Genomic DNA, 24,124 nt, shown 5'->3' with positions numbered 1-24,124 from the left:
CCCCTGAGGGAGCCTTGTTTTCATCATTTTGACGTTGGAGAACGATAAGTACTAAGGCGTTAAAACCAGTTGCGCCCCCTGCCCGCTCTCTTTGCTGGAAAAGCCGACATCAGATTTGCCACTTGCGGTGCCTCGGTTCTCTAACACCAGACTGACGACACCTTTGTGTATCAGGTCAGACACATCCACTTCAACCCATTTACCCGCATCGGAAGGCTGAATCGTTATCCCTGCCCCAAACGTCGAAACTGCTGGTAGCGTCGCCCAGGTAACGCCATTTTCCTGCCAGTTACCGTTATTCAGCTTAGAAACAGTGATAGTCCGACTGGAATCCGTGTTCACACTTTTGATGTTAAGACGTAAAACCGTTCGGGTAGAAGCTGTCACATCCTGCGCTGTCAGATCAAATTTCAACGCCGTTTTACGGCTATAGTTTAACCCGTCTTTTTTGACAACAAGATAGCTATTGTTACCGTAGCTTTTGTCCTGATACATACCATCGCGAACAAAGGCATCGGCAAGCACTGGGACAGTAACCGGTCGAACAACCACAGGGGCATTAAAGTCTACCATCACACCCTTTCCAAGTTGGTTTGGGTTTCCAAAGGTGTAAACCGTCGTATTCTTACTTTGACCACCTTTATTGTATGTAATTTCGACACCTGTTCCGACTCCCGGAGTCGACAGCGTTATCTGCTCTGTTGAAGCCGACTCATCCACCAAAACCACACTCGGTTTATTCACAGTAACCGTTGCACCACTGGTGAGATCAATCGTTCCCGCCTGATGGAACACAATTCCCGTGATACCTAACCCGGCATGACGAACCGCCTGTAGCTTATCCGTATTGCTAAGCACGGTTACTGGAAGGTTAGCAGCATATTGCTGAGTCTGAGATGCCGTTTTGTTTGGCGCGATGATGTACTGGTAAGTCGCATTGGTGGGCTGCCAACTGTGACCCATGCGAAGCATAAACACATCATCGGTGATCACTTTGTTTTCCTGCCCAGTATTGATGGTATGCCAGTTACCTGACTTGGTTTCATTATCCATGTGACCGTACCAACGATCTGGGAAAACATAGCCAATGTTATCGTGATGAACCCAGCCAGCTTCCACCAGCTCTCGGCTTCCCTTAGGATAAACATTGCCATCCACCGTGACAGGTCCTCTCAGGCGAGTCTGGTTAATCGTCGTACTTACGTATTTTTCATGTGTGGATGAAATGCCCGCACCAAGAGCAACAAGTTCGTCGTTAAAGCTAAACCACGCTTTTTTCGCCTGAGTGTTCTTGACGTTCATATCCATCACGGCAACACCATACTTGCCATTGGATACACCACCAACAAAGGTCGTTTGTTGCTCGATCTGTCCCCAGTCCGCAGGTTTAGGCGCAATATGTGGTGCAGTTACCCCCGGCACTAACGTCCAGTCCCACACAGGAAACAGGTTATGGTATTCATCGCCCGTTTGCATGATCATTGTGCTACCAAAACCAAGCCAGTAACCCAGCAGGTTCTCACCGTTGCCCGCTTCTGTCGGCTCAATACGGGCGGAGTTCATCTTGATACCAATGAAGTGCTCAGGACCCACTTTTGTCGCGTAGTCTGAACGCCAGAATGATTTAAAACCATTAAGCCCAGAAGGACCACCATTAACATGCTGTTTAAACGCGTTTGCTTCGCTAGCACGCTGTGGGCTAAGCCCTGCAATGTAATCAGACTGACTGGTCAAAACGGCTGGATTCAGAGTCATTTTTCGGCTGATACCACGCCCACTGGCATTATAATCCAGTGTACCTTTGCTGTTTGACCAGCGAACGCCTTCTAAGAAGTAATCTGTCAGTACATCTACACTTTGAGGGCTAAATTTCCAGGATAAATCCCGAACCTGATACGCCCAGAAAGAGGCTGCCTTAAAGAAGACCTCACCATAACCACGAGTATAAAGCTGCGGACCATGTTGCTGGAATGAGAAGTCAGCCTGAATACCTTCATCACTGGTGATCACGATGGTTTCTTCAATGCCATCAAGCCCTCTTCCTACTTGGGCTGTATCTTTATTCAACAATCCGCCCCAGATAACGCCTTTGGAAAGGTCGGTACGGTTGGCGCCGGTTTTACTCGGGCTGGATGGCATATCCCCTGCTATTTGTGTGGCCAGACTGGAAGGCAATCTATCACCCAACATCATGGCAATAGGTCCAAGACGAAGCTGCCTGCCAATATCGTTCCACCACCAGTTATCGTTCACCGGGTTAATGGAATACCAGTGGTTAAGACCATTCACAACGGCGTCGTAGGCACCGGGATTCAAATTCAGTTTAACGCCAGCCGCCAGAACTTTTAAACGATCAAGGTGATCCCGAATCGGTTTTTCCTCAGTTGCCATCTTATCGTAGGCAATGTCGGGCCAGCTGCCATCGGCGTTCTGGCTGGCAATGTGCTGGCTCACCAAATCTGCCAGGCTTTGCCCTTTGCTTTGAGCAGACGAAGCTTCCTGATTCGCATAATTGGGGGCAATACGTTGTTTTAATGTTGAAATGTCATCGGCAAAAGCCAGCTGACTTGCCAGTAAAACTGGTGCGATTAAGGCGGTCTTAATGTACTTGGAGGCGAGTGTATTTATCATAATGCTTCCTTATTTGTAGGGTACATTGGTTCTGGAACAAGCAGCGGCTCTAAGCCCCTTAGTTCCAGCGCGAGAAGTTAACTTTTTATAAGTTATTGGTATTTTCTCCTGTTAATACAAATATCAGGAGTCATTTGAACCCTACCAAACAAAATATAGAAACACCATTTCAAAATATAAAGAATGGAATTTCGATCTTGATTGATGTGTTTTTTGTGATGCAATACGTCTCAGGAGTGAGATGGAAAAATGAGGGGTAAATCTATGAAAAAGAGGGAAGAAAGCGCCAGCCGATAAAACGACTGGCGATCGGGTTATTTAGGAAAACCAACGCCATTCATAGGCATCCAGTTCAATCACGCGTAGATTACCAAGGTGATCCGTTACTTCCAGCGATTGAGGTTCTGCACTGAAATTGACTGCGGTCGCCTTACCCGTTTCAGGGAAGTAAGCACAGTCGATATCAGGATGAGAAGACAGCCACTGATGTTCAGTTCCGTCATTCTTACCTAGCCATACCAGAATATTCTGAAGCAATCGGGCGTTGTCCATTGAAAACGGCAGATTACCCAGATAGACCGCTCGCCCTTCACCGTATTCGCGAGCCGTCAGAGCCAAATGTTGCCCCTGTGCCGCGATCACGCTCAGATCTTCCGCCTGAGGATACACATAACTCGGGTTGCCGAAATCCACGCTGCCATTCAGATGCTTAGCTAGGAAGTGCTCTCGATCTAACTCTACTGGCATTGCCACACGTCCCATGGTCAACGCGGTTTCTTTCTCAAGCCCGAATACATCACCAAGCTGGAAGTAACGACCATTCTTCTGGAATGCTGACGGGTCACTGACACCCAGAAGACCACCACCCTGCGCAACGAATTTTCGTAATACAACCAGTACCTGAGGGTTATCCCAATGTTCACCACCACTCCAGGCAGAATTGGCATCGCCAGTATTGATCACCACTTTAATGTCGTCGCTAATGCCATTTTCAGCAATGTCTTCAAAGCTGATAAATTCGATATCAAACGGCAGACCAGACAGACATTCAAGCAAGTTGTTTCCAACGAACTCCATCACATCCGGACGCGGCGGAACGTAAAAGCGTTGATCGCGAGCCTGATTCTGAAGCCAGCTACGCGCTTTACCCCATGCGCTCAATACGGCAATTTTCCCTGGCAGTTTCTGAGATTCAGTACGTTGCGTATTGTCCAGATAATCGCCAAACTGAGCGGAAATTTCAGTCACATGATCAATGAAGTGAGGGAACTTGTTCGCCAGCGACAGGTAACCACCGTAGCCAATTCTGTCTAACGGTTTTTGAAGCATGGCACGACGGATCTTGGTCCAGTTAGACATGGATTCGACAACAGGATCGTTTCCTTCGCGGAATACATCTGGGAAGAAGTACGGATAGAACCTCGCTTCGCGAACCTGATCGCCACCTGAATCCGTCAGACGGCGCAATGCTACTCCGTCTTCAACTGCCCCGATATTAATATCCAGACCAATTTGCTGATAGCTTTCTAAGAAAGGTTCTGTACCTATCCAGTGGTCGCCCTGAAACATGGCTGTCTTTTTGCCAGCCTGATGCGCCATATCGACCAGCTCTTTGGCAAACCCGACCACAAATTCCTGAACAAAGGTCATCCAGTCTTTGTAGCGCTTGGAAGGAACTTTGTAAGTACCGTTATAGTAACCCGCATCGACAAAGTCTTCCGGGCTTAAGGCGTAACCAAAGCGTTCTTCAAAGTCTTTCAATGCACGAGGGCTGACCGTTTCCCCATAACCTGTCCAGTCACGGTAAATGTCCTGATTCTTTTCGCCTGTATCGATAACAAACAAGAAAGCGAACGTAGTAAACCGAACTACTGTGGTGTCTGGGTGCGTTTCTAGCCAGTGAGCAAAATGCTTCAGCAGATGAGCACGGCACTCTGGGTGGTAAGGGTCAAGGCTCTTAATTCTTGGTCCTTTCCAGTCGTTTGTCAGGGCGTTATACATGGACACACTGTCCCAGACCTGACGAGCAAGAAAAGTGACCGCGTACTCGTGATAGGGCGTTACCTGTTCCACTTTTACCTGTTGTGTTTCCACATCAAAATACCAGTGACTGGCAGGAATGATTTCATTGGTAGTGCGATTTCGAACTTCCCACCACTCCTTTGGATCGCTGTCGTCGTCCAGCTCATATTTATCTTTGCTGTAACCATTTAGCGGCGTAATCACCACCTCTTCTGACATCGCAGTCACAGGGAAAGACATCAGATATTTTCTGTGCAGGTATTCAGGATGCTGATTGGCGTAATCCTGATCGGCTCTGACCAGACACATCACTGAGTAAATGTCGCTGTCCTGTTTGGCTAAAGACTCTGGCATGGTTGTGCCATCACTGTCGCGCAACGCATCCGCCTGCCAACGCTGAAAGAGATCGAGAACCACGTCTTCCTGACCTGCTTCAACAGGCAGGGTCATATGACCTTTACGAGAGGCATGGGTTGTCATAATAAACTCCAAAATTGAGGATACAGGTTCTTCCAGAACCCGATAAAAACTTGAGATAAAGCGGGCAGCCACCCGCTTTGTTTATTGAATTACCAGAAGAATTTCTCGTATCCGTTGGCACGCATCAAGGCTTCCAAATAGTAGTAGTCGCCATAAGGCAACATGTTGTCGCACAGACCTACTTTCACAAAAGATGCCCCATGAGCCAACAAACCAAGCGCATTTTCATCACCAGTTAAATCACAGGAATCCATCAGCCCTTGCAGCATGTACAGACCCCAGTTTCGGTATTGCTTGGCTTCTGACTCGTCTTCAATACACTGAGCAATCAACAGTAAACCCGCCGCGGTGATCGCGCCTGCGGAGCTGTCTTTGTACTGAATCTCGTCGGCTGGTAAAGAGTAATCCCAGGCTGGTACGCCATCAGGTGTGATTTGCTCCAGCGCGTACTTCGCCAGCTTCTTGGCAAGCTCTAAAAACGCCACTTCACCAGTGTAAAGATATGTTTGTGCAAAGCCATGAATCGCCCACGACTGGCCACGAGCCCAGCATGAATCATCAGCATAACCCTGGAATGTCTCACCTTTAATGGGCTCTTGAGTCACTGGATGGAAATTGAACGAGTGGTAAGTAGAGAAATCGTCACGAACAATGTGTTTAGCCAGAGTCTCGCTGTGTCGCTTCGCTGCCTGAGCATACACAGGTGACCCTGTCACCTTGGAAGCCCAGAATAACAACGCGGTATTTTGCAGAGAATCGATAATGGACTTACCCTGAGTAATTTCTGGACCCAGTGGATGTGTGTCATTCCACGCCACAATGTAGCCGCCAATCTTTCTGAAACGGTGAATAAGGTGGTCTGCGGCGCGAATCGCCATCATTTTCGATTCTTCATCACCTGTTAGTTTGTAATCCGCCACGCAGCTCAAGCTGTATTGAAAGCCGAGATCGTGATCCAGCCAGAATGGGTCCAGAAGCATGTCGGCAAAGTAAGATTTACGCAGTTTCGCGCTGTTTTTAAACTGCTCCTGCGCCGTCATCTGGTAACAAAGCCAAAGCTCACCTGTCCAGAAAGAAGACACCCAGTCGAACTGATCGCAGTACTGCCAATGGTTCTCTTCCGTACCGATTTTAGGGTTTCGCTCACCAATCTTTGGAATGTTTCTTTTGATGGCGTCTACCACGACAGGTAGATGATTCAACACACGCTGCTCATCAAGCGTTGCAGGCAGCTCTGGCAAAATAACGTTGTCAGTCATGAAGTTACTACTCTCTTATCTTTCACTTTACACAGCATCAAGTGGCGGTGTTTTTGATAAATCGAATAGTACTTGAGTTCAGAGAAAGAAAAATGCAGCCCGCTCACATTTTTAAAACATCGTTTCAATATTTAAATTTAAAATGAATGGTAAACAATCAAGAGCAATGAATTGTGGTCTGTTGACGTATTGTTTTCGGGCGATTCAGGATAGGGAAAGAGGATAGCTGCTATCTGTTTAGAAAAGTAAAAGGTCGCCGTTATTTGGCGACCTTGTTTACCTGACTTACTTGGAGTCAAAAACCACTCGGAGCGGATCATAATTGGCAAAAGGTGCATCCTCGACGCCGATCTGACCAAACGAGTTCAGACCGAATGTCCAGAATGCTTCGCTACCATCGTCTTCCTGAGTAATTACGATAGTGTGCCCCAATCCATTAACCGCCTTTTTAACGGGTTGTGTGAAGAATTCCACTTTGGTCGGCACATTGGTGTCCGACGGACCTGTTCCTAAACTACCAAGAAGGTCTTGCCCCCAGGAGTAAAGATCGCGCTGTTTTGATACGGCTAATGTGAAATTACCCGATGCAGAAATCGACCTCATCTTTACGCCATCGGTTTTTACCGGAGTTGGGGTGTGCGTATCTTCGTCGCTACCTATTCCCAGTTGACCCGAGAAGTTTTGCCCCCAAGCCATAACACTGCCGTCATAAAAAAGCGCAGCAGCGTGATCTTTGCCCGCAGCCGCCGATTTTACGCGTTTGTTTATGCCACTCACCACTTCTGGTGCATGACGAAATTCCAGCACATCAGGGTCGACGCCTAGCTGTCCGTTATCATTACTTCCCCAAGACAAAAGTTTGCCTCTTCGCGTAACGGCTAAGCTGAATGAACCGCCACCTTCTACGTCCACAATGTCTTGTAGCTCAGGGACACGAGTCGGTGTCAGCACATTGTTTGTGGCGGGGGTGTTTGCATCGGTTTCAAAGCCTAACTGACCAGCAGCATTGTTACCCCAAGCCCAGACATGCCCGCGTTTGGAGACGGCAAGCGCATGTCTCTGCCCTGCCCCGATATCCGTAATGAAGACTCGATCAAGCGCTTCAACCTTGGTTGGTTTCATGACTTTATCATTGGTTCCGTTACCGATCTGGCCTTCTCGATTGGTGCCCCATACCCATACGTCTCCGGCGCTATCAAGCAGCAATGTGAAATTCAGATTCGCTTTGATATCAATAACACCAACGCGCCTCGGTAGTGGCAAATCAATTGCAGTGGGCAAATCAACCGTTCGGCTAGTCTCACCGTTCCCAGCCTGATTACTGGTGTTTCGCCCCCATGTATAAAGCGTTCCATCCTTGTACGCAATGGTGTGTGCACCGCCCGCAGCGATGTCACTCTCGTAGCAACCCGACAAACCTAAAGCGGCGACCAGCGTCCCAATTAGTTTTATACTTCCCTTACTTAAACTCATCGTATTTCCTTCACTGATTAGTGTGCTCAGAAATACCATAATTGATATTGATTATCATTAGCAATTACCAAAAGTGATAATGCAAGTAATTCAGTTCCCTTTCGAGATATTCATAAGAGACACCATTTAGTTTTCACTTTTAAAAAAGGATCTGTTTCTCTGCTGACTTTGACGAAAAGCTTGAACAAAAACTGAACTATTTATGCTTCTTTGTGAAGCCTTGCCAAGAATTTTATGAAACGTCCATTTATTTTATAAAGTAAATTATCAACAAGAATAAAGGACTTCTCATGAAAAAGTTAACGCTTGTAGTGACCTCTTTGCTTGCTCACTCTGTATCATTCGCTAACCCCGACCTCAATATTGACGGTCCTGTAGAAACCGAATCTATTCGAATCGCCTCCTATAACATCATGGCTTCGCGTATGGGGGACACAGAAGCCATCCGAGACGCAATAAAATCAATTGATGCCGATATCATTGGACTCCAAGAGGTAGATAACAAAACGGGTCGATCTGCCACTAACTTTGGTCAAGCAGACTCAGTGCCAATCAACCAGGCTGAATATTTTGCCAAAGAGCTGGGGTTACATTTTGCGTTCTGCCAAGCGATCGAGTTTGATGGCGGTGAGTACGGGCATGCAGTCTTATCTAAGTATCCTGTCGAGATAGTCAAAAAAGTCGAACTACCAAATAAAGACGACAAGGAGCAACGGGTTGCGTGCGCGGTTAAAGTTGAGGTGCCAAATTATCCGGCTCCTGTTATCGCGGTAACCGCTCATTTAGACCACACCGATACAGATTTGAGACTCGATCAAGTCAGAACATTGAATGGTAATTTCTCTGCCTGGCACTTTAAAAACGGGTTACCCGTGATCATCGGGGATTTAAACCTGCCAACTCAATCAAACGAGTATTTTGAACTTCAGCAGTGGTTTAAAGAAACCGACAAAGACTTGAAGCTAACGGCACCAGCATGGAATCCGGATCGAAAAATCGATTACATTATGACAAGCGCAGCCCAGCAATGGGACATACAAAACGTCGCGGTTCCAAAGCCTACAGATAAAGTTTCGGGTAAAGCCTGGTATGAAATTTCTGACCACTTGCCTGTGATTGTTGATATGAAGCTGACGATGAAGTAACAACTCCAAGGCAGAGTGTGACATCACCTATCCTGCTATAAACAGAAAAGCCGTCTGGATTGGACGGCTTTCTTTAACTTCAAATTGACTCTTTTATGTACTTATCAAACCGGGTATCCATGCAGGCGCTGATGTCTGTTGTGACGAAATGACCTTGATAATACAAGCTGAATATTGTTGCAGGAGACGGGCAACTCTGTGCTTTCTTCAAAGTATCAAGTTTGACGATTTTTAGTGGAATACCTCGCTTATTACAGCTTTCAACCAATGAGCTCAAAACATGATATTCAGAAAATGGGCAGCGGTTCGAGTAATAAGCAACGCATCCGTCGAATTCAATGTCAGGGGATTGAACATGAGGTAAGAAGCGAGGAGGCACTGCTTCATCATTTAAAGGAAAATAGAGTAAAACAAAGTCATTTGGCGCTTCGTCACAGATAGAAAAGCCCTGCTTTTTAAGCCAGTTCGTATCGCTCATAAAGCCTTTTTTCTTCTTCCCGACAACGGTCACCAGACCATTTTTTCCGAGCTTTTCTGCCGTCAACTTGGCTTTGCCGAGCAACTGCTTACCATGACCCGCACCTTTGTATTTTCCCGACACCCAAAAGCACCCTAGCGCAATATAGTTATCCGCCGCTATTGGTAGCCATGAATTCTCCGCCGGACCAAATTCTATAAAGACTTTAGCCCGTTCATCCAATCGAATGAATTCATACCCCTTGCTGAATTCTTCGGTTAACCAGGACTTTTTGGCTTCATAGCTTTCTTTGCACTTTCTATCTGAAATAGCACAACATATATGCTCCGAAGCTATGTTCGATTGAGTCAGTGAGATATATTCCATATCGCTACCCCGCCATTACTAATATTCACGTTAGTACACCAATACCTTACTCCAATCAAAGTGAGCAGAATCTTCGTACCATTCTGGCCAGTTCTGGCACCATTCCGCTACCTTGCTGTTTTTTACGCGATCAGAACAAGGGAGATAAGGTTTAATATCGAGGATTGGCGTACCGTGTTCTGCATCGACCCAATAGAGTGAAATAACGCCTTTTTCTACATCTATATTCTGAATCTCAACGATGGAAAGCAGCAAAGGATTGGGACGAAATGGTGACCGTGTGGCGAATACACCCAGTGTATCGGGTCCTCCGTGATAGGGGTTAGTGCAGGTTAAGGTGTGCCTTAATTCTTCGGTATCAGAATGATGCCCCCACCATAGAAGCTGGATGTGGCTAAAGTTCTGGAGATCTTCTAACCCTTTTTGATATTGAGGCTGAATTTGGAGCTGAAATGTGCCATTTTCTGCATGGACCTGACCAATGGATTCTATCTTCATGGTTATCGCCTTCTTGTTGTGAGATAACCTTCATTATCTACAGACGATAAAATAAGACTTTTCCATTCCTGCTAACCGTTTGTCCAAAACTGCTATTTAGCTGGAATAATGGGCACACAAAGATCGACATGGAAAAAGCGCTGCCCTTCGTGCTCAACCGGAACATTGCACCGCTCTATCGCTTCTCTTTCATTGTCCATCTGATAACCGGATTTTGGTAACCAGACAGAGACCATCCAATCCCAGGCGTAGGAGAACTCCGTTTCTGTCAGGTAAAACGTTCGAAAGGCGTAAAGACCTCCACTCAATGTTGTGGCACTGACGTCTCCACTTGGTTTTATCCCCTCTTCAATTGGAATGGCAACCATCACTCGAAGCTGGGATTTGTTCGTTATAAAAGGGCTGTCGTGGTAAAGATGATATGAAGGCGATAAAGCAATCTGCCTTGGCTGTGCCCATTGCATAAGCCGACCGTAGAGGCTTTCAAACAACTGACCGTTAGAGATGAAATTGCCAATGTTTCGAACATAAGCCACCCGGAGAGCGGGCATCTGCTCAATCACGACAGTAGAAAGCGGTTTGCGAGTGATAGGCAAATGTACCGGACCTCTGTCAGAATCAATCCGATTTAGATAATCATCGCGCCATTGGGTCGCACTTTTACCAAAAACCTGCTTGAAGCTTTTGGCAAATGAGGCTGAGTTGGAAAAGCCGCAACTTAATGCGATGTCTGTGATGGCTCGGGATTCAAAAATAAGCAGCCTTGCCGCTTTTTCTACCCGAAGACGACGTACAAACTGGTAGGCATTCTGACCAACACGTTGCTTGAAGATTCGGTTGAAATGGAACTCTGAAAAACACGCCAGTTTCGCGAGTTGCTCTACAGTAAGGTCCTTATCAAGGTTTGCCTGAATGTAATCAATAACCCTATCTATCCGTGATTGGTACAGTAGTTCCATCTCGCCCTGCTCTATTAAAAAAGGGGCAACAAAAACGTTACCCCTTCCATGAAGACTTTTTCGTTTCCGTCATTCATATTTGCACAGTGCGCAGGGAAAAAACAGGTTGTTGTTTACCTTCCTATAAAGGAATCTCGTCAACCCAACAGTTTTTGTACCAATAAGCTTTCTATAAGCAAGATACTTTGTCACTGCCGATATGATCATGCCCAACACTGCGATGTTCGGAAGCAAGTACCTCATCTTTCAGAGCATTTCGTTTACGTCGGTGACGGATTTGCTTGGCTATGATTCCCTGATAAGGAGAGAACAGGAAAACAAACACAAAGAACACACCACAGAAAGTTGCCATGGCACCAGATGTAGCAGCATCAAGCGCATAAGCCGTGTAGAAGCCTCCAATCGCTGTTGAAGCGGCAATCAGAGTAGACACCAATAGCATCGGGAACAATCGCTTGGTCAGCAAAAATGCGGATGCTGCGGGTGCTATCATCAACGCAATCGTCAGAATTGAACCGGCTACATAAAAGGCCGAAGTGATGGTTATCGACACCAGAAACATAAACATGTAGTTAATCAATCGCGGTTTAAAACCAAGGCTGTAGGCCAGGCTTGGATCAAACGTAGATATCTTCATTTCTTTATAAAACACAGTAATAAAAGCCACGTTCAGCAGAAGCACCGCCAGAAGCACATACATGTAGCTTGGTCCAATGGATACACCATTTATCTCCAGTTGGAAGAAGGCAGCAAAATTGATGTCTCCAACCAAAATAATGTGCTCATCAAGGTGGACGTTAGAAAACTCTAACGATACAAGGATGACCCCTATGGCAAAAAGCGCGGGGAAAATAAGCCCCAGAGACGCATCTCCCTTAAGTAATCTGGTGTTTTCCAGATATTCAGTAACGAATACGATCACCATCCCCATCAGGGCTGCACCTACAATCAAAAAAGGGGATTCAAGGGAGCGCGTGAAGAGCAGACCGATAACGATACCAGGTAAAATGGCATGGCTGACGGCGTCGCTCATCATCGACTTTTTACGCAACACTAAAAACACACCAGACAAACTGCAATTAACCGCCGTTAATACCGCCAGCATAATGATACCCAGTTCGAAACTCATGACTGTACCTCCTCAGTTGCGATCTCTTCCATCAGCTTTTCTCGTTTTTTGCGAAAAGCTCTGCGACGGTGAAGCAGACCTCTCCTCGGCGCTATATAGAGGGAACCGACTGCAAAAAAGGTCAGGAACAACACAATCATAGGACCAGTCGGCATGTCTCCCAGCACGGCACTTGTTAAGGTGCCAAGCAGGCCTGAAGCTGCACCAAAAGCACCTGAAAGCGGGATCATGGTTTCCAGTCTTTTAGTCCACTGACGTGCTGCAACTGCGGGCGCGACAACAAAGGCAATCATCAAAATGATGCCCACAGCTTTGAGCCCGACGACGATAGAAACTACGATAGTCGAGAGTAACAAGGGTTCGAGTATACGTGCTGAAAAGCCTAGGCTTTTGGCAAAGCTTGGGTCGAAAGTGTAGATCTTAAATTCCTTCCAAAACAGCAGTACAACGGAGACCGCGACGATCCCGAGAACCGAAATGGCTTGGATGTCACCACTGGTAATTGCCGCAGCCTGCCCGAAAACGTAGCTATCAAGACCGGCTTTATTGGTGTAATTTCCCTGCATAATCGCCCGCATGAGCGTCAACCCACCACCGAAGAACAGTGCCAGTGCAACGGCAAAGGCCGCGTCCATCTTGATCTTGGTGTGGCGTACCACTGCACCAGCAAAGAGCATTGCCAACGTACCAGCGACAATAGCACCGGGCACAAGAACAAGGGTGGATTTTGGCGATGCACTGCCAAGCAAGCTGGCAATGACAAAAGCGACGGTTATCCCTGCCAATGAGGCATGCGAGACCACATCCCCCAACAAACTTTGCTCACGCAGGTAAGCAAATGTACCCAGAGAACCGGCTAAAAAGCCAATGATAGTGGTTCCTAGGGTGACAATCATAACAGTGTGATCGGTAAAAAGAGCGATAATTTCCTGCATCATAAACCAACCGCCTCAGCGTCTATGAAGCTGTTGCTACGACCATAGGTTTTTCTGAGGTTGTCGTCGGTAAATACATCCGCCACAGGTCCAGACGCCACAATGCCGACTCGCAAAAGGGTGATCCAGTCACAGTAAGTTTTCACCGTCGACAGATCGTGGTGAACAATGATGATGGTTTTACCCTGTTCCCGAAGTTTGTGTATTGCAGCGACAATGGCTTTTTCGCTGGCGGCATCGACCCCTTGAAAGGGTTCGTCCATCAGATACAAATCCGGGCTTTCAACCAAAGCTCTCGCCAGAAAGGTTCGTTGCTTCTGACCGCCAGAAAGTTCACCTATCTGGCGATTTGCAAACTCAATCATGCCAACTTCTTTAAGCGCCTGCTCTGCCAAAGCTTTTTCCTTGTCTCCAGGTCGCTTAAACCAACCTAAAGCGCCGTAGGTGCCCATAAGCACAACGTCAAAAACTGTGGTCGGAAAATCCCAGTCAACGCTTCGTTGCTGAGGCATGTAGCCTATTCGGCTTCGTGCCTTTTTGTAACTCTGCCCAAAAAACTCAACTGAGCCAGAAAGAGGGGTAGTGAGACCGATTAACGAGTTGAGCAGGGTGGTCTTCCCTGCTCCGTTGGGGCCCACGACCCCCATAACAACCCCTTGGGGAACTCGAAAATTAACACTTCTTAAAACAGGTTCGTCCTCGTAGGCAACAGTGACGTTCCTCGTTTCACAGGCAAGGGGTTGGGTACTAGTCATACTGCTTATGCTCCGCCTAACGCTTTATAAATTGCATCAACATTGTGGCGGAAAGAACCAAGAAAAGTATCCACTGGCTTTGAATCACCTAGTGCATCGGAGTACAACTCTTCGTCTGCAATTTTTACTGTGAAACCACGTGACTTAACGGCTTCTTGTAGTGCGACTGTCGCTTGTGGATCTGTAATGTTTTCGTAGAAGATCGCTGGTACTTTGTTGTCCGCAATGTAATCCGCCAGTTTACGCAGATCTTTCAGGCTGGCTTCGTCTTCGGTACTAACACCTTCGATTGCCAGACCTTTTAGTTTGTAGGAAGAAGCGAAATACTGGAACGCATCGTGACCAGAAATCAGTGTGCGGTTTTGCTCTGGAATGGCACCAAGCTTCTCACGGGCATAAGCATCTGCCGCAAGAATTTCACCCACGTAGCGCTCTGCATTTCGCTGATATTCAGGTGCGTTCGACGGGTCAATTTCTGACAACTTGCCAGCAATAATACGGACAACCAGGCTCCATACCTCTGCACTGTTCCAGATGTGCGGGTCGTATAGGTTGTCTTCCCATGGAAGCAGCATAGACGTTGGTACTTTTGCACCGAGCTCCAGTTGCTTATCGCCTAAGCTCTGGATCGCTCGTTCCATTTGAGCTTCTAAGTACAGACCGTTCCAAAGAACAATGTCTACACTGCGCATTTTCTTAATATCTTTAGTGCTGGGTTCGTAGTGGTGCGGATCGCCACCGGGACCAACCAAAACGGTTACATCAGCGTTTGGTGCAATGTTGTGTACTGCATCACCGATGTGGCCAGTCGTCGCCAGAATGCTAATGGCATTTGCCTGAGCAGCAAAAGCCAGGCTAGAAAGAATGGTAAAGAGCAATGCTGCTCTTTTCACTAATTTGTTCATGATTTCTCCATTGGGGTTCAAGAGCTAAAATCCTTAGCCAAATTAAATGCAAATGAGAATTGTTCTCATTTGCATTTACGCAAATATACTAATGATATTATTCTTGCTGTCAAACTCAGACCGCAGAAAAAAACGAAGAGATCCAAAAAGTTGCCTTATCAAAAGTGAATTGAACACATATCCACCGCAACAAACACTAATAATCGCTTTTCGAGATACCAGCTTGATTAAGTGAAATGAGAATGTGTTAAACAGGATTTTTGAAAGTTTAGGGGGTTGTGTTTTTACGTTGAAAAGCCATGAATTCGATTGAGATTTAAGAGATGGCTCAGGAAAAAAGAAAAAGGCTAAAGAGCGGATTCTTTAGCCTTTGATATGGTGTCTTTTCTTTCAATTTAGTCGATGCTTATTAGCGATCAGCAACCTAAGAGTCTTGCTGATTTGGCTTGTTAAATGCTGAATGAGTAAAAAGCAACAATGCCAAAACTATACCCATTGTTAGAGTTGCGAGGTAATTGATGGTTGAAGAAATAGCGTGATCCACTGTTGGACCCATAAAAGGCATGAAAACTACCCCTGAAACCACACTAAATATATACAAGTTCTTTGCCCATGGCTTGGTTAGCAATATACCAATCGTCGAAACTAAATAAATTACCAGAAAAGGAATTGCTATAAATAGTACCGCTGAATCCGTGGAAGTAAACTCTGACTCCATTTCTTGAGTAAGGTATTCCTGCAGTAATGGTGGCAGTTGCGACTCCAACGAAAATGCAACTATTACACTTGCTACTACAAGGAATAGCTCCAATGCCACAAACCATTTTATTCTTTTTGTATTATCCACTGACTCTCCTTAGAAGTTAATTGTTGCTTTACGAAAATACATACTAATAAAGAACTCAAAATATCACACAGTTATTTGATACTTAAGGATAAAAAATCAGAACATACAAAATGACATACTCAAAAAAGACCTAACGCCCGATCAATTGGAGGCATCAGCTTAAGTAGACTCAATAACAAATGAGTTTATAAGCCCCCTACTACTCGCTTTACTTCTTCGAAATTTGAGCAATAAGCTGTTTTATCTTTATATTCTGAGGTGAAGTCAGCGATTCGCATCATGTTGTCGCCATCAAATTTCTTATTCCATCGCCAAAGCTCAATGAAAGATGAAAATGTTTCTTTCCTAAAGTGACCTAGAATGAATTTCCGCACAAGAAACCTTTTCAGTATGCGCCACTGGCGTTTGAAAAGAGGTGGATTCAAGATCACGATGATATCGGCATTTTGAAACGATTCTTCCAGCCATTTGTAATACACACCTTCAATTATCCAACTCTCATTGGCTAAGATTTCCTGGAGTTTCTTTGTTCTCATTTCTTCACTGGCACGGACGTAAGAATCCTGGCTTTGGTCCCAAAACACCCGGTCGAGATCGTAAGCAGTTAAATCGGATGTCTGCTGCAATTTCTTGGCGCTGTACGTTTTTCCGCTTCCGGGACCACCAATGATATGAATTTTCCTGTACTGCAAGCGCCCTCCCCATTTATTCCTAGTGACTTATTCCAATATGTTCGTTGCGAACCATACAACGCGCAAAGGGAGCGTAAAATAGCACACAGTACATTGATATTTAATAAATTAATTCGATCTTATATAAGGTGCTATACACAAAAATGAGCAGCCCAAAGTAACTTCAATCCACATCCTCAAAGCGTTGAACGACTATCCTTCGCTCCAAAGCTTACGCTTGAACGACTCTGCGGCGATAGCTAACCATAATGAGTAAAAGTAAACAGGCGATACTGACAGAAAGTGGAAACAATACAGTTGCCACAGAATAGTGCTCCAGTGCCAGAAGAGCAAAGGTATTCCTTGCCATGAAAAGCAGGAAGAAAGGAGCATTTTCATCGTGAGGGAAATCATAGGCTTTTCGGATTGTTGGTCCAAAGCCAAGTAAGTCAACGGTCGTCAGCACAACCACAGCCCAAAGAGGGTCAGAAGTGAAGTACCAAAATGGTAACGAGGTCAGTGCCGCCAGGAAGAATACCCAATCAGTACGTGTAATCGATACATCGGAGCTCTTGATAAATGCCAAGAGGGCGACAAGTATAGTGATTGCGCCTGAAACTCCGATAGGCCACGCACCTATACCACCTTTGGCTTCAAGTTGGGCAAAAAATACGATGCCAGTAGTTGTACCCCATATAATCCACGAAAACACATGCGGTTTCGTCGTTCCTGAGATTGTTGACTTGATATAAGGAACAAATGCGACAAACGTAAGGACAATTGCTAATCCACTAAAAGCAATCTTAAAGCTGATATCCATATCTGCGGCATCCTATTGCGTCGGCACTGTATACGAATCTCTCACAATACAGACAAATTTCAAAGGTCACGCGTTGAGATTAATGTTTCTTTGACAGCCCTCTTAGGCAGATGACTTTGTTGTGTGGATGGATTGGCTGCTGATGCAGCCAAGTGTTGGTTACTATCTGTTGAAAAGAGGAGGCTCCATAGGTGCTAAATCAATTGGTGCTGCTAATACGAGAGATAGTGCACCTATCTTGGAAATATTTGTCTGATGAGTTGAGAACGAGAGTCACACTTTTCTTAGTCGTGTGCGCTGCTAAAGCGTAGCTAATCATATGTTGTCGCTCTAGAGTATTTCTTATTGCTGCAAATCTAGTATTGCAACCTTCCGCAAGATACTCATTAGCTAACCCACCTCCAAGTTCTATTTGGACAATGTTCGCATGGTTGATATCGTCTGGACCTGAAAATGAAATACCTATAATCGGTCCGGCGCTTAATGAAGCTGCACTGAATAGAGATGCGCCTATGGTTAACAACGGTTTTAACAATTTCATATAATTACCTTTTTTATGCTTAATAGATAACGCCTAGATTAAGGCGTAGACAAAATAGCAACCAAACCACAGCATTGCACTTCAAACACAAAAGTTACTTCAACTCAAAAATGTTGCGCTTTGTCTTCAAGCATAAATATTGGCAAGCCACCTATTCATTAGATACAAAACAGAGAACCAAACTATTTTAATCGACTCGCTAGTTTTGATGTTTTTTCTAACCAAGACTGCCTTGTTTGGGGGTTAGAACCTACAACTGGTCCAAAGTATGTTACTGAGCGATTTCTAATTCCTGAAAAATCTAAAATTGCCTTCTTTACATGTTTATAAATTAAATTGCCTTTAACGTACTTATACCAAAATGGTGGCGTGTCTAATGTAACTACTAGCTCCGAGCTACGACCCAATAAAAGCTTTTCAGGGAAAGACTTACCTTTTACATATCGAAATGCAAAATTGGGTAGAAATACCCTGTCTATGAGACCCTTAAACTTTGCTGGTAAAGATCCCCACCAGACAGGTGTAACAATAACAATATGATCTGACCAAAGAACCAACTCTTGAAACTGCTGCAAATCGGGTTCTAAACAAGGCATTTGGTCATATCCTTGCTCCAAGTTCATATCAAAGTTCATCTTACTGACGTGAACTTGTTTAACCTCATGCTCTAGGGCAGCGGTTTCCGCATAGTTTTCTGCTATAGATGCACAGAAGCTTTCTCTTTTTGGGTTTGCATTTATGACCAGTACTTTTTTCATTATATGAATTCCTTACGTTAAGAAAGTACAGTCTAAAGTCTGCCCTATAGGTGAGAGTCAACCCCCTCAATGCAAATAGTGATAGATTCACGATATTGCACAAGACGATCTCTTTGTTCTTCAAGCTGTTGAATTTGAAGTTCAATGTCTTTTTGCTTGTCGATAAGGAAATCTCTTACTGTTTGCCAATCAAAACTGCCTTTGTCATCTTTCAAGTCGACAATTTCTGACAGCTTGATCCCCAGAGTCTGCGCCTCTTTGATCATTTTTATAAGATTGACGTTAGTTTCGGTGTAAATGCGGTACTTTCCTGAGCGAGAAACCGTGAGTAAACCTAACGATTCATAAAGCCTGATCGCTCTCTGAGTGGCACCTGATAATTCGGATGCTTCTTTTATATACAACTCAACCTCCAGTACTTCGTTACTCATCCTAAGCCACTGACTAAAATAGCAAAATTAATGCATACACGTATAGAGGGTTAGACACATGGCAGCCGTGAGGCAGAAGTAAGAAAGCTTCTGTATGTGCTTGTTGTAAGCCAAGCTAATGGTCGAAACGACAAAATCTACATATCCAAATAAGCAACAAAACACTCACGCCATTAAGCAACTCCATCCATTTCTACCGCTCAATTTATGAGCAATAGTTCACAATTAGCTACAAACCTGTATGACAGGTTTTTGCTTATTGGTGGAAGGTAGCCTTACAAATTGCAGAATTTAGAGTGCGACTTTCCGCCGTTATTGCCATGAATTACATCGAAAGCACAAACAGCAGCTTAGTGAGCGAAGCGATTGGAGAAATCACCGCTTTTATGAGGGGGGCGGATTTGTCGCCCGGAGACAAGTTACCCAGCGAATCTTACTTTGCTCGGGAGCTTAACAAATCCAGAACCGTAGTGCGGGAGGCGTTTCGCTCTCTTGCCGCGTTAAATCTGATCAAGCTGAACGCTGGCAAGCGGGCTGAAGTGGCGGCGCTGGATTACTCCACCATCTCACCCGTGATTGAGCACGGTATCCATACCGAACAGATTTCGGTTCAGCAGGTGTACGACGTAAGAAGAACCATCGAAATGCGAACGGCTACATTAGCGGCGTTAAGACGAAGTGAAACTCAGGCAGAAACCATACTGTTTCACGCTCAGTCGATGGCGGCGCACCGAGATAACCCAGAAAACATCATGAGCCATGACATCGCTTTCCACCAGACTATCGCTATGGCTTCCTGTAACCCTATCTTCGCTCTGATGATTGGCGCGTTTGAAGGGGTAACCAAACTCACCTGGCCGGTTGGGTGGAAAAGCAGAGAGTCGCAGGACAAACAAGAATTTATGCTGAATGTGCACCTCGCGATTGCCGAAGCCATAAGAGATGGCAACCCACAAGAAGCCAATAAACAGATGGCGCTTCACTTTGATGAAAGTGTTCGGGCGCTGCTGGAAGCGGGCATTCAATAAAGGTTAGTTAGGATATGAAAATTACCCAGCTTGAAACCATCACAGTCGCCGAACACCCTAATCTGTTGTGGGTTCAGGTTCACACCGATGTCGGGCTTGTTGGATTGGGGGAAACGTTTTTCGGTGCAAAAGCAGTCGAAGCGTATGTTCATGAAACGTTAGCGCCTTTGGTTTTGGGGCAAGATCCCCGTCAGATTGACCGACTCAACCAGTCCATTTCCACTTACTTAGGCTTTCGCTCTACGGGCGTCGAAACACGTGGCAACTCCGCTTTTGATATTGCCCTTTGGGACTTGTTTGGCAAGTTAACACAGCAACCCATCGCCCAGCTTCTCGGTGGTTTCTCCCGAAATGAAATTCGAACCTACAACACCTGCGCAGGTATCGAATACATGAAAGAAGCCAAAGGACAGCGAACCGAAAACTACGGGCTCGCTGGAAAACAGCACAAATACGACGACCTGAATGGATTTCTACTCAGAGCAGACGAGCTGGCAGAATCGCTGCTTGATGACGGTATCACCGCCATGAAGATCTGGCCGTTTGATATGGCAGCAGAGAAAAACCGTGGGCTGTCGATTTCCAAATCCGATCTCAAGCAGGCGTTAATTCCGTTCGAAAAGATTCGGAAAGCGGTGGGCGACAAAATCGACATCATGGTGGAGTTTCATTCGATGTGGCAGTTGTTGCCTGCAATGGAAATCGCCCGAGAACTGGCAGAATTCGATACCTACTGGCATGAAGATCCAATCAAAATGGAGAATCTGGATGACCTTGTCCGCTACGCGAGTGCATCTAAAGCGCCAGTTTGTGCGTCGGAAACCTTAGGGGGCAGAGCGGCATTCAGAGATTACCTTCAAACCGGAGCCGCCGGGATTGTAATGCTTGATGTGAGCTGGTGTGGCGGGCTGTCTGAAGCCAAGAAGATTGCAACCATGGCAGAAACCTGGCACTTACCCGTTGCCCCACACGACTGCACGGGACCTGTGGTGCTGACGGCATCGACCCACCTTTCATTAAATGCGCCCAATGCCCTGATTCAGGAGAGCGTAAGGGCGTATTACAACACCTGGTATCAAGATTTGGTGACAGCGCTACCCACTGTTGCCAACGGCACCATCACTGTGCCACCCGGGGCAGGATTAGGGCTGGAGCTCAATCCTGATCTCGATAAAGCGTTTACCGTTTCACGTCGTATCAGCAAACGGTAGCGGAGCGCCCTGAAGGGGCTATCCAATGTTTCCCTATGAACGTCAATCAGGAGGACACAATGAGGAAACTAACTACTCTAATCGCATTATCTGCGGTCATGCTTTCAAGTGCGGCTTGGGCAAATCCGCTGAATGTGGTGTTTACGCACCATTCGTCGGCATCTAACCCTTTCTGGCAAGCGGTAAAAAAAGGATTTGATGACGCCTGTGACAAAATCGATGCCAAATGCCAGATGATTTTCACCCAAACGGAAGGGGCAATTGATCAACAGGCAAGCAACATGATCGCTGCGTTAGCCACCAAACCGGATGTGCTGATCACATCGATTGTCGATAACAACGCCTTTGATGAAATCATCAGCCGTGCTCGTGCCAATGGCACTATTGTCATCGCAGCCAACGTGGATGATCTCGAAGGAGCGAACGGCAATGCGAGACAGGCGTTTATCGGACAGGGTTTTGCTCCTGCGGGATACTCGCTAGCGAAAAAAATGGCGGAGTTCTTCCCCAAAGAAGGACCTATTCATGCTGTTGTGGGCATCTCTGCTCCCGGACAGAACTGGTCGGAACAACGTGGCGCTGGCGTGCTCAACTTCCTAAACGAATTTAAAGAAGCGAACCCCTCACGCAACGTGAAAATCGTTCGTTTGGATACCGGGACAGACGGCGCAGTGGTTGCCGAACGTGTTGGTGCTTATGTGAACGCCAATCAGGATATAACCGTCTACTTCGATACGGGTTTGTGGCATGCCTATGTTGCCCAGACTCTTGCAGACAAAGGCATTCCACCCGGAAAAGTGTTGATGGGCGGCTTTGATATTGTTGCCGAAGTACTTCAGCAAATGAAAGCAGGGTACATTCAGGTTCAGGTCGACCAGCAACCCTATATGCAAGGGTTTATGCCTGTGATGCAGGCTTATCTGGCGAAAAACTTTGGTCTCTCACCCGCCGACATCGATACCGGACAGGGCTTGGTTGTTAAAGAAGACGTCGACCAGCTTTGGGATCTTGCCCGTAAAGGGCTTCGTTAGTACGCAAATGGAACGAGCCGGATATTGCGATGAAGAGACTAATAAAACTTTACATGGAAAAACCCGAATTGGTGGGGATCGTATTCCTCATTCTGCTCGGTGTGATATTTGAAATCCGCTCAGATGGCGCTTTTCTTAACAGCGAAAACCTAAGAGGCATTCTGGGGCTATTACCAGAAATGGGGCTGGTCGCTATTGGGGTCACCTTGCTGATGATCAGCGGTGAGTTCGACTTGTCTGTCGGGTCGACTTTCGCTTTCGCACCTATGTTTATGGCGGTTCTGTTAGAACAAGGCTGGGCATTTGGGCTGGCTTTTCCATTGGGGCTACTGATGGCGATGGTGATTGGGCTTATCAACGGCATATTGACCATACGCTTTGATATTCCCAGTTTTATCGCCACGCTCGGTATGCTCTTTGTGGTGCGTTCTCTTACCATTGTGATTTCCGGTGGGTTCCCTCCCCTTCTGCCTTTGGGCGTATTGCCGAAATGGCTGTTCACCGATTATGTCGGACCCTACGATTTCTTCAGGATGTCGGTGATCTGGTTTGTGGCGATTGCGATTCTGGTTTCCGTTCTGTTGTCGCGAACCAATTTGGGAAACTGGATTCGCGCGACTGGTGGGTTTCTCCCAGCGGCTCAGTCTATGGGAATTCCGACCGCCAAAGTCAAAATTGCCTGCTTTGTATTGTGTTCTTTACTTGCTGGCTTCGCAGGTTGCATTCAGGTGATGCGCCTTGGCGCGCCGTTGCCTTCGATTGGAGAAGGAATGGAGCTGCAAGCCGTGGCGGCAGCAGTGATTGGAGGAACCGCATTAACGGGAGGCATTGGCACCATTTTAGGTGGCATTGTTGGCGCGATATTAATCCGCGTAATCGACAACGGGTTGGTATTGAGCCGTGTGGATGCTAACTGGTTCAAAATGGCGATTGGCTTGCTCACGATTATTGCGGTGGTTCTGAATGCCTGGCTTCGCAAGCGTGCCAAATCGATGAAAGTGGAGGTGTAATATGCAGTCCACCATTCTGGAATGTAAGAATCTTCACAAGTGGTATTCGGGTGTCCACGCGCTGCGTGGTGTGAGTCTGGATATCTACGCCAATGAAGCGCTTGGTCTGGTCGGAGACAATGGCGCAGGGAAATCGACGCTCATTAATATCCTGTCGGGTACTCAGGTCCCCGATGAGGGCGAAATGTTTATGGAAGAAACGCCCCTTAACTTGCGAAAACCCAGAGATGCCATGAACAAAGGGATTGAGACCATCTACCAGTACAATTCGATGGTGCCCACCATGTCCATTGCGAGGAATATCTTTATTGGTCGAGAGCCAATGAAAATGTCGATAGGCGGTATCGGTATCTTAGATCAGGAGAAAATGCGGCAAGAGAGCATTAAAGCGATAGCGGATGTCGATCTGCACCTGCGTTCTCCCGATGCCCTAGTCGGTGAGCTTTCTGGCGGTCAGCGGCAAGGGGTGGCAATCGCCAGAGCCATGCATTTCAAATCCAAAGTGATGATTCTGGACGAACCCACCAATCACCTGTCAGTAAAAGAAACCAACAAGGTCATCGACTTTGTTTCGGGGCTTAAGCATCAGTCCATCACCAGTATTTTCATCAGCCACAACATGCACCATGTGTTTGCCTGCTGTGATCGAGTGGTCGCCATGGCAAGGGGCGAAGTGGTTCTGGATAAACGAATTGAAGACACCTGCATTGAAGAGGTTCAGTCAATGCTGTAAGGAGAAAC

At 46.3% G+C, this 24,124-nt stretch carries 23 protein-coding genes; 6 read left to right on the top strand and 17 right to left on the bottom strand.

The annotated features are described in order from the left end of the window. Positions 1 to 51: 51 nt before the first annotated feature. From QMG91_RS21505 to QMG91_RS21490, 4 genes are all read right to left on the bottom strand, one after another. Positions 52 to 2,631, bottom strand: coding sequence for a polysaccharide lyase family 8 super-sandwich domain-containing protein (locus QMG91_RS21505; RefSeq protein ID WP_281832077.1), 2,580 nt, complete (start codon positions 2,629 to 2,631; stop codon positions 52 to 54). Between the two features lie 318 nt (positions 2,632 to 2,949). Further along, entirely contained in the window at positions 2,950 to 5,133 is a 2,184-nt protein-coding gene (gene gnpA / locus QMG91_RS21500) for a 1,3-beta-galactosyl-N-acetylhexosamine phosphorylase (protein ID WP_281832076.1), read from the bottom strand. Between the two features lie 89 nt (positions 5,134 to 5,222). Further along, positions 5,223 to 6,392, bottom strand: a complete 1,170-nt coding sequence (locus tag QMG91_RS21495; RefSeq protein WP_281832075.1) for a glycoside hydrolase family 88 protein — start codon at positions 6,390 to 6,392, stop codon at positions 5,223 to 5,225. 285 nt (positions 6,393 to 6,677) lie between these two features. After that, a complete protein-coding gene (locus tag QMG91_RS21490) occupies positions 6,678 to 7,865 on the bottom strand; it encodes an RCC1 domain-containing protein (protein WP_281832074.1) in 1,188 nt (395 codons plus the stop codon). A 290-nt stretch (positions 7,866 to 8,155) separates the two neighbouring features. Between QMG91_RS21490 and QMG91_RS21485 the strand changes: the two genes are divergently transcribed. Beyond that, a complete protein-coding gene (locus tag QMG91_RS21485; RefSeq protein ID WP_281832073.1) occupies positions 8,156 to 9,010 on the top strand; it encodes an endonuclease/exonuclease/phosphatase family protein in 855 nt (284 codons plus the stop codon). Between the two features lie 79 nt (positions 9,011 to 9,089). Here QMG91_RS21485 and QMG91_RS21480 read toward each other — a convergent pair whose 3' ends face one another. The 13 genes from QMG91_RS21480 to QMG91_RS21420 all read right to left on the bottom strand — a co-directional run bounded on the left by QMG91_RS21480 (position 9,090) and on the right by QMG91_RS21420 (position 19,103). Further along, a complete protein-coding gene (locus QMG91_RS21480) occupies positions 9,090 to 9,854 on the bottom strand; it encodes a YoaP domain-containing protein (protein ID WP_281832072.1) in 765 nt (254 codons plus the stop codon). 30 nt (positions 9,855 to 9,884) lie between these two features. After that, the gene (gene tsaA / locus QMG91_RS21475) at positions 9,885 to 10,352 is read right to left on the bottom strand and encodes a tRNA (N6-threonylcarbamoyladenosine(37)-N6)-methyltransferase TrmO (RefSeq protein WP_281832071.1); all 468 of its coding nucleotides are present in this window, start codon (positions 10,350 to 10,352) and stop codon (positions 9,885 to 9,887) included. 92 nt (positions 10,353 to 10,444) lie between these two features. Beyond that, entirely contained in the window at positions 10,445 to 11,311 is an 867-nt protein-coding gene (locus QMG91_RS21470; protein ID WP_281832069.1) for an AraC family transcriptional regulator, read from the bottom strand. A 169-nt stretch (positions 11,312 to 11,480) separates the two neighbouring features. Beyond that, entirely contained in the window at positions 11,481 to 12,440 is a 960-nt protein-coding gene (locus QMG91_RS21465; RefSeq protein ID WP_281832067.1) for a metal ABC transporter permease, read from the bottom strand. After that, complete coding sequence (locus QMG91_RS21460) at positions 12,437 to 13,378, bottom strand: metal ABC transporter permease (RefSeq protein WP_281832066.1); 942 nt, start codon at positions 13,376 to 13,378, stop codon at positions 12,437 to 12,439. Before QMG91_RS21460 ends, QMG91_RS21465 begins: the two co-directional genes overlap by 4 nt. After that, positions 13,375 to 14,130 carry a metal ABC transporter ATP-binding protein gene (locus tag QMG91_RS21455; protein ID WP_281832065.1) on the bottom strand — a complete coding sequence of 252 codons (756 nt, stop codon included), beginning with the start codon at positions 14,128 to 14,130 and terminating at the stop codon, positions 13,375 to 13,377. Before QMG91_RS21455 ends, QMG91_RS21460 begins: the two co-directional genes overlap by 4 nt. A 5-nt stretch (positions 14,131 to 14,135) precedes the next feature. Further along, positions 14,136 to 15,035: a metal ABC transporter solute-binding protein, Zn/Mn family gene (locus QMG91_RS21450; protein ID WP_281832064.1), complete on the bottom strand. Its 900-nt coding sequence runs from the start codon at positions 15,033 to 15,035 to the stop codon at positions 14,136 to 14,138. Positions 15,036 to 15,459: 424 nt separating this feature from the next. After that, complete coding sequence (locus tag QMG91_RS21445) at positions 15,460 to 15,882, bottom strand: hypothetical protein (protein ID WP_045965362.1); 423 nt, start codon at positions 15,880 to 15,882, stop codon at positions 15,460 to 15,462. Between the two features lie 185 nt (positions 15,883 to 16,067). Further along, a complete protein-coding gene (locus tag QMG91_RS21440) occupies positions 16,068 to 16,574 on the bottom strand; it encodes a P-loop NTPase family protein (RefSeq protein ID WP_281832061.1) in 507 nt (168 codons plus the stop codon). Between the two features lie 211 nt (positions 16,575 to 16,785). Beyond that, a complete protein-coding gene (locus QMG91_RS21435; RefSeq protein WP_281832059.1) occupies positions 16,786 to 17,373 on the bottom strand; it encodes a hypothetical protein in 588 nt (195 codons plus the stop codon). A 199-nt stretch (positions 17,374 to 17,572) separates the two neighbouring features. Continuing rightward, positions 17,573 to 17,914, bottom strand: coding sequence for a hypothetical protein (locus tag QMG91_RS21430; protein ID WP_022561077.1), 342 nt, complete (start codon positions 17,912 to 17,914; stop codon positions 17,573 to 17,575). Between the two features lie 182 nt (positions 17,915 to 18,096). After that, the gene (locus QMG91_RS21425; protein WP_281832058.1) at positions 18,097 to 18,672 is read right to left on the bottom strand and encodes an NAD(P)H-dependent oxidoreductase; all 576 of its coding nucleotides are present in this window, start codon (positions 18,670 to 18,672) and stop codon (positions 18,097 to 18,099) included. Positions 18,673 to 18,716: 44 nt separating this feature from the next. After that, on the bottom strand, positions 18,717 to 19,103 hold the full coding sequence (locus tag QMG91_RS21420) for a MerR family transcriptional regulator (RefSeq protein ID WP_004398253.1): 387 nt from the start codon (positions 19,101 to 19,103) through the stop codon (positions 18,717 to 18,719). Between the two features lie 296 nt (positions 19,104 to 19,399). Between QMG91_RS21420 and QMG91_RS21415 the strand changes: the two genes are divergently transcribed. Genes QMG91_RS21415 through QMG91_RS21395 form a run of 5 tightly spaced genes read left to right on the top strand, consistent with a single transcriptional unit; the run spans position 19,400 to position 24,116 of the window. Beyond that, a complete protein-coding gene (locus QMG91_RS21415; RefSeq protein WP_281832056.1) occupies positions 19,400 to 20,131 on the top strand; it encodes a FadR/GntR family transcriptional regulator in 732 nt (243 codons plus the stop codon). A 14-nt stretch (positions 20,132 to 20,145) separates the two neighbouring features. Then, entirely contained in the window at positions 20,146 to 21,342 is a 1,197-nt protein-coding gene (locus tag QMG91_RS21410; protein ID WP_281832055.1) for a mandelate racemase/muconate lactonizing enzyme family protein, read from the top strand. Positions 21,343 to 21,401: 59 nt separating this feature from the next. Next, the gene (locus QMG91_RS21405; RefSeq protein WP_022613812.1) at positions 21,402 to 22,373 is read left to right on the top strand and encodes a sugar ABC transporter substrate-binding protein; all 972 of its coding nucleotides are present in this window, start codon (positions 21,402 to 21,404) and stop codon (positions 22,371 to 22,373) included. A gap of 29 nt (positions 22,374 to 22,402) precedes the next feature. Then, positions 22,403 to 23,383, top strand: a complete 981-nt coding sequence (locus QMG91_RS21400) for an ABC transporter permease (RefSeq protein ID WP_225911849.1) — start codon at positions 22,403 to 22,405, stop codon at positions 23,381 to 23,383. Between the two features lies 1 nt (position 23,384). After that, complete coding sequence (locus tag QMG91_RS21395; RefSeq protein ID WP_022561071.1) at positions 23,385 to 24,116, top strand: ATP-binding cassette domain-containing protein; 732 nt, start codon at positions 23,385 to 23,387, stop codon at positions 24,114 to 24,116. Positions 24,117 to 24,124 lie beyond the last annotated feature (8 nt).

The organism is Vibrio nigripulchritudo (assembly GCF_027924785.1).
Classification (GTDB): domain Bacteria; phylum Pseudomonadota; class Gammaproteobacteria; order Enterobacterales; family Vibrionaceae; genus Vibrio; species Vibrio nigripulchritudo.
Note: the sequence above shows the minus strand (reverse complement) of the source record. Positions and strands in the feature narration are given on the sequence as shown.

Excerpts from the sequence above, each read along its gene's own strand:
- QMG91_RS21505 (WP_281832077.1), bottom strand. The coding sequence starts at position 2,631 with ATGATAAATACACTCGCCTCCAAGTACATTAAGACCGCCTTAATCGCA.
- gnpA (WP_281832076.1), bottom strand. The coding sequence starts at position 5,133 with ATGACAACCCATGCCTCTCGTAAAGGTCATATGACCCTGCCTGTTGAA.
- QMG91_RS21495 (WP_281832075.1), bottom strand. The coding sequence starts at position 6,392 with ATGACTGACAACGTTATTTTGCCAGAGCTGCCTGCAACGCTTGATGAG.
- QMG91_RS21490 (WP_281832074.1), bottom strand. The coding sequence starts at position 7,865 with ATGAGTTTAAGTAAGGGAAGTATAAAACTAATTGGGACGCTGGTCGCC.
- QMG91_RS21485 (WP_281832073.1), top strand. The coding sequence starts at position 8,156 with ATGAAAAAGTTAACGCTTGTAGTGACCTCTTTGCTTGCTCACTCTGTA.
- QMG91_RS21480 (WP_281832072.1), bottom strand. The coding sequence starts at position 9,854 with ATGGAATATATCTCACTGACTCAATCGAACATAGCTTCGGAGCATATA.
- tsaA (WP_281832071.1), bottom strand. The coding sequence starts at position 10,352 with ATGAAGATAGAATCCATTGGTCAGGTCCATGCAGAAAATGGCACATTT.
- QMG91_RS21470 (WP_281832069.1), bottom strand. The coding sequence starts at position 11,311 with ATGGAACTACTGTACCAATCACGGATAGATAGGGTTATTGATTACATT.
- QMG91_RS21465 (WP_281832067.1), bottom strand. The coding sequence starts at position 12,440 with ATGAGTTTCGAACTGGGTATCATTATGCTGGCGGTATTAACGGCGGTT.
- QMG91_RS21460 (WP_281832066.1), bottom strand. The coding sequence starts at position 13,378 with ATGATGCAGGAAATTATCGCTCTTTTTACCGATCACACTGTTATGATT.
- QMG91_RS21455 (WP_281832065.1), bottom strand. The coding sequence starts at position 14,130 with ATGACTAGTACCCAACCCCTTGCCTGTGAAACGAGGAACGTCACTGTT.
- QMG91_RS21450 (WP_281832064.1), bottom strand. The coding sequence starts at position 15,035 with ATGAACAAATTAGTGAAAAGAGCAGCATTGCTCTTTACCATTCTTTCT.
- QMG91_RS21435 (WP_281832059.1), bottom strand. The coding sequence starts at position 17,373 with ATGGATATCAGCTTTAAGATTGCTTTTAGTGGATTAGCAATTGTCCTT.
- QMG91_RS21430 (WP_022561077.1), bottom strand. The coding sequence starts at position 17,914 with ATGAAATTGTTAAAACCGTTGTTAACCATAGGCGCATCTCTATTCAGT.
- QMG91_RS21425 (WP_281832058.1), bottom strand. The coding sequence starts at position 18,672 with ATGAAAAAAGTACTGGTCATAAATGCAAACCCAAAAAGAGAAAGCTTC.
- QMG91_RS21420 (WP_004398253.1), bottom strand. The coding sequence starts at position 19,103 with ATGAGTAACGAAGTACTGGAGGTTGAGTTGTATATAAAAGAAGCATCC.
- QMG91_RS21410 (WP_281832055.1), top strand. The coding sequence starts at position 20,146 with ATGAAAATTACCCAGCTTGAAACCATCACAGTCGCCGAACACCCTAAT.
- QMG91_RS21405 (WP_022613812.1), top strand. The coding sequence starts at position 21,402 with ATGAGGAAACTAACTACTCTAATCGCATTATCTGCGGTCATGCTTTCA.
- QMG91_RS21400 (WP_225911849.1), top strand. The coding sequence starts at position 22,403 with ATGAAGAGACTAATAAAACTTTACATGGAAAAACCCGAATTGGTGGGG.
- QMG91_RS21395 (WP_022561071.1), top strand. The coding sequence starts at position 23,385 with ATGCAGTCCACCATTCTGGAATGTAAGAATCTTCACAAGTGGTATTCG.